3 protein-coding genes are annotated in these 5,489 nt (G+C 40.3%); 2 read left to right on the top strand and 1 reads right to left on the bottom strand.

Annotated features, from left to right (window positions below; all coding sequences use genetic code 11):
* Positions 1-252: 252 nt before the first annotated feature.
* On the bottom strand, positions 253-1,494 hold the full coding sequence (locus C7B62_RS24070) for a response regulator (protein ID WP_106243675.1): 1,242 nt from the start codon (positions 1,492-1,494) through the stop codon (positions 253-255).
* A 314-nt stretch (positions 1,495-1,808) separates the two neighbouring features.
* Here C7B62_RS24070 and C7B62_RS24065 point away from each other — a divergent pair, with 314 nt between their 5' ends.
* Positions 1,809-5,045, top strand: a complete 3,237-nt coding sequence (locus C7B62_RS24065) for an Hpt domain-containing protein (RefSeq protein ID WP_199194359.1) — start codon at positions 1,809-1,811, stop codon at positions 5,043-5,045.
* Between the two features lie 32 nt (positions 5,046-5,077).
* Positions 5,078-5,489, top strand: a 412-nt coding sequence (locus tag C7B62_RS24060; RefSeq protein WP_146132197.1) for a response regulator, incomplete at its 3' end; no start/stop codon positions are given.

Raw genomic sequence — 5,489 nt, 5'->3', positions numbered from 1 at the left:
GCAGTAAGTTGTAGAGTTTTCATTCTTAGCCTAATTTTTTGGATGAGGCTCTCCTGTTCTACCTGTCTAATTTTAATCCCAATTTTTTGGGCGATAGATTCAGCAAAAGCCTGTCTGAGTTGCAAAGATATGTTGGAAGTCGAGGTCATTTTGACTGAGAAATTTAAACTTGGTCACACAAACAAATATTATTTCTGTTGGGTCGGATTTAACTGCTAAAATTCACCTAGAGGAATAAAACAAATTTCAGTTTTAACCCCAGGGAATGTCGATTAGATGTAGTCTAATCACCTGCAATAATTCTTGCGGTTCTGGCGGTTTAGTGAGAAAGTCCGTTGCCCCTGCCAATTTTGCTCTGGTGCGATCGACAATCGTATCTTTAGAAGTCAAAATGATAATCGGCGTAGTTTTAAATAAGCTAGTTTCCCTCAAAAATTTACAGACGCTGTAACCACTAACTGTAGGCATCAGTAGATCCAGCAAAATTAGATTGGGTCGATATTTAGCCAGTAAACCCATTCCCGCCATCGGCTCAGAAATAATCATTGATTGATAACCGACTGATGCCAGAATTTTTTTGACGCTATGAGCTAATACAGGACTATCATCGATACAGGCAATTATCGGCTTATGGGGGTCAAAGTTAAGTTTGGCAGGATTCGTTCCTTGATTTGCCACGACTCGATTGCGATCGGGGTTGGCGGCAGTAAGATTAGCATCATCTCTTGAGTTTGGCTGAGATGGTAATAGTGAAGTAAATGTTTTGCCGTTGGTGGTTTCTCGAAGGTCTGGTATTTGTTGAAATCTAATGATATTTTGTTTTTCCAAATTGACCAAAGAACGAGCGATTAAAATTATCGAAGTGTGCATTTTGGCCGCAATATCCCAAAGAGTATGTTGACCCTGAAGATAGCTTTTAGGAATTGGTATTTCAACAGCATCATACATCTGCTCCTGTTCGATTACGGGAGATAGACTAGGTAAATAATCCCCCAAGTCAGCAGATTGCCATTGTTTACCTGCTAGATCGGCCTGTAAAATGATCGCCTTGGTTTCCTCAGAAGATAAGCCTAGATTAGCAGCATCTTCCAACCTGTTGTTTTGCTCGATCATCCACATTAGTTTTTGAGCAATACTTTGTTGTATAAATAGTTCAAACAAACACTCTGTTGCTACTTCAGCGATCGCTGCTTGAACTTGATTTTGTCTAATCTCCTGTCTGGCTACTGCTTGGGATAATTGCTGATAATTATCCAGTTCTTTAAGTAATGCTAGAGCTTGAGTCGACTGATGCTCGGCACAATGTTTGTTGAGCGCTCGGTGCCAACGCCTTCGAAAATGTCTTTTATCCTGCACCCAAAGTAATTTTTCTTTGGATAAATAGATACTGACTCGACTTTCTTGCTGACTAATGACTATTTCGCCAGTAAACCTTTGCTCTAGTAGTTCCCCTATCCCTCTAGATAGATTGCTTACGTTTCTAGTAACTGTCATGATTCTTCAAACCAATAATTTGAGGACAAGTATTCAGCATTTTTGATAAAAGTTTTTGTATTCGGGAAACCAAGTTTTTTTTATCTACCCTGATTTACTTTGACAATAGCCAAGAATTATGGTATGTAATCAATAACTATTTATGATGTTATGTAAAATTACTTAGATAAATTATATTGGTTAATACTAAGGTAATTGCACCTATTTGTAAATCAAGAAATATCAAAGAAATACAGACAATTAGCTGGGCGCATGTTAGGGCAAGCTCAAAATTGCCCGTTTTTAGAGATGATGATTAAAAGCGAGCAAATAATATGATTGCAGAAGATATGATTTTGGCAGATGAAGAGCTACGAGACATCTATCGAATATCAAGCCAAGAACGCTTACAAAATCTGGAGGCGGGGATTCTCAATCTAGAACAAGATCCCACTCAGCTAGAGATTATCGACGATTTACTGCGGGAAGCTCATAGTTTAAAGGGAGACTCGCGGGTGGTAGGAGTGACCACAATGGAAGCGGTGACCCATGCTTTAGAAGAAGTGTTGGGGAAAATACAGCGCCAAGAAATAGCCTGGACTAGTCAATTAAGCGATCGCCTGTACCAAACTCTCGACGGGATGCACAAACTAGTAGAAGAAGCCTTAACAGGTGAACCTAGTGGGGTGACAACGGAGGAACTTGTAGCGCTTTTAACTACAGAAGCAGATAGCGAAATAGATGACGAAATAGTTACTGAACCAGCATTTACCGTCAGCGTCATTGAAGATGAAGAGTTAAAAGACATCTATCGCTTATCGAGTCAGGAACATTTACAAAATCTGGAGGCGGGGATTCTCAATCTAGAACAAGATCCCACTCAGCTAGAGATTATCGACGATTTACTACGGGAAGCTCATAGTTTAAAGGGAGACTCGCGGGTGGTAGGAGTGACCACCATGGAAGCGGTAACCCATACTTTAGAAGAAGTGTTGGGGAAAATACAGCGTCAAGAACTAACCTGGACTAGTCAATTAAGCGATCGCCTGTACCAAACTCTCGACGGGATGCACAAACTAGTAGAAGAAGCTTTAACAGGTGAACCTAGTGGGGTGACAACGGAGGAACTTGTAGCGCTTTTAACTACAGAAGCAGATAGCGAAATAGATGACGAAATAGTTACTGAACCAGCATTTACCGTCAGCGTCATTGAAGATGAAGAGTTAAAAGACATCTATCGCTTATCGAGTCAGGAACATTTACAAAATCTAGAGGCGGGGATTCTCAATCTAGAACAAGATCCCACTCAGCTAGAGATTATCGACGATTTACTGCGGGAAGCTCATAGCTTAAAGGGAGACTCGCGGGTGGTAGGAGTGACCACCATGGAAGCGGTAACCCATACTTTAGAAGAAGTGTTGGGGAAAATACAGCGTCAAGAACTAACCTGGACTAGTCAATTAAGCGATCGCCTGTACCAAACCCTTGACGGGATGCACAAACTAGTAGAAGAGGTGTTAACGGGGAAACCTAATGGTGTAGATATTGAGCAAACGATTGAACAGTTGGTTGAGTTAACACAGTCAACACAGCAGAGTTTTTCACAGTTAGAGTCTCCAGCATTGTCAGAAACAAGCGAGGAAAACGAGGAAAACGAGGAATTTCCTTTAACTCATCAACCCCGCAGCGAATTGATTCAACAATCTCAATCTGCTGCTATAGCTAAAGCTAATGAACAAGAGCGTTCTTTGGTCGAAACTGCGGCTGAGATTGCTATTTATCCGACTAAGATCGAACAACCTTATCGAATTGAAACAGTTCGAGTCCCCACAAAAGCTTTAGATAAGTTAGTGACTCAGGTAGGAGAGCTAATTGTTAGTAAAACTCGCCTGAGTCATACTGTCGACGAGATTGAACAGGTTTCTAATTTGTGGAAAGAATTAAAAGCTAAAGGATTTCAAACATCCAACTTTGATCGATACGAACAAGAAACAGAAACGCCTGAAGTACGTTTAGAGCAAAAAATTGCCCACCTAAGAACTCTAGCTCAAGAAAATAATACCAAACTAGAATTTGTCGTCGGTGAACTAGAAGAGAAAATTGCTAACCTCAGACAATTACCTTTATCGCAGGTGTTTCAGCTTTTTCCTCGTTTAGTGAGGGATTTGGCTAAAGAACAGGGGAAACAAGTGCAGCTTGTGACTCAGGGTGGTGATACTCAGGTAGATAAAAAAATCCTGGAAGAAATCAAAGATCCGCTGATGCATTTAATTCGTAATGCGATCGATCATGGCATAGAAACTCCCAACGAACGCAGATATGCAGGAAAACCAGCCCAAGCAACCATTAAATTAACAGGTTATCAGGCTGGCAATAAAATTATTATCGAACTGAAAGATGATGGTCGTGGTTTAAATATAGAGAAGATCAAAAATATAGCGATTAAACGAGGTTTATATTACCCAGAAGAATTGGATAATATGAGCATTAGTCAACTTCACGCTTTAATTTTTCAGCCTGGGTTTTCGACCTGTAACTTTGTTACCGAAGTTTCTGGTCGCGGAGTAGGTATGGATGTGGTCAAAAACAACATTGAAAAGCTCAAGGGAATCATTGAGATTGATTCAGTTCCCAATCAAGGATGTACTTTCAATCTTAGACTACCTACCACCTTAGCTAAAGCTGATGTTTTATTGGTCGAGATTCACGGTATTGTTCATGCTATACCCGTTGATTTTGTGGAAGCTAATTTACAAATCGATCCAGGGAAAATTTTTCCCCTAGAAGGCAAAGACGCGATTATTATTGACGGAAAAGCAGTTTCAGTGGCTAATTTAGCCGATTTGCTCCAAATCACCAATTCTCCAGCCTATGCAGTAGCAGCCAAGCATGAACAAATCACGACTGGACTAAAACCTTGTGTATTAATGAAGGTAGGAGAAGAAAGATTTGGGTTAATTGTCGATCGCCTATTAGATATTATCGATGTAGCATTTAAGCCCCAAAGTAACATTTTGCGTCGAGTAAGAAATGTGGCAGGCGCGACTATTCTAGGGACTGGACAAGTATGCATGATTCTTGCTGCTAAAGATCTGCTGCAATCTTTGAAGGGCAATAATTCTTCTTTACTGGCAATCAGTGGTGCAAATTCCAATCTGCTGCCCGAATCAAAGGCCAGAGTAGCTAATGCTGCTAGTTTACACCCAGGAAAATTAAAAATTTTGTTAGCAGAAGATTCTATCTTGGTTCGTACCCAAGAAAAACGCTTATTAGAAGCAGCAGGTTATGAAGTAGTCACCGCCATAGATGGTTTAGATGGCTACAACAAACTCCAAAACAGCAATTTTGATGCTGTTATTTCCGATATCGAAATGCCCAACCTGGACGGGTTTTCCTTAACGACACGCATTAGACAACAGGAGGAATACAGTGAGCTACCAATCATTCTAGTTACGTCGTTGAGTACTGATGAGGACAAGCGCAAAGGTGCAGAGGCAGGAGCAAATGCTTATATTGTTAAGGGACAGTTTAATCAAAATATTTTATTAGATACTCTGGCTCGATTAATCTAATATTAATAGCTAGTTAATATTTTTCGCTCCTTATGACCATTCGCGTCTTAATCGTTGAAGATTCTGTCATTTTTCAGACTGTACTTAAAAATATTTTGAGTACATCTCCTGATATAGAAGTAGTCGGTATCGCCCGTGATGGGATAGAAGGATTGGCTTTGATTCCTCAACTCGACCCCGATGTGATCTGTACCGATTTCCATATGCCTAAAATGGGTGGTTTGGAATTTACCAAACAGGTAATGATCAATTATCCTCGACCAATTTTAGTAATCAGCGTTTCAGTACAGACCGATCAACGCCACCGTATTTTCGAGTTGCTCGAAGCTGGTGCTGTCGATATTTTTCCCAAACCGCGCGGGAGTGTCGACCCAGAATCTCAAATCAATCACTTAAAGTTAATCAATAAAATTAAAATTTTGGCTGGAGTCAAAGTATTTAGAC

The organism is Pleurocapsa sp. CCALA 161 (assembly GCF_003003995.1).
In the GTDB taxonomy this organism is placed as follows: Bacteria; Cyanobacteriota; Cyanobacteriia; order Cyanobacteriales; family Xenococcaceae; genus Waterburya.
Note: the sequence above shows the minus strand (reverse complement) of the source record. Positions and strands in the feature narration are given on the sequence as shown.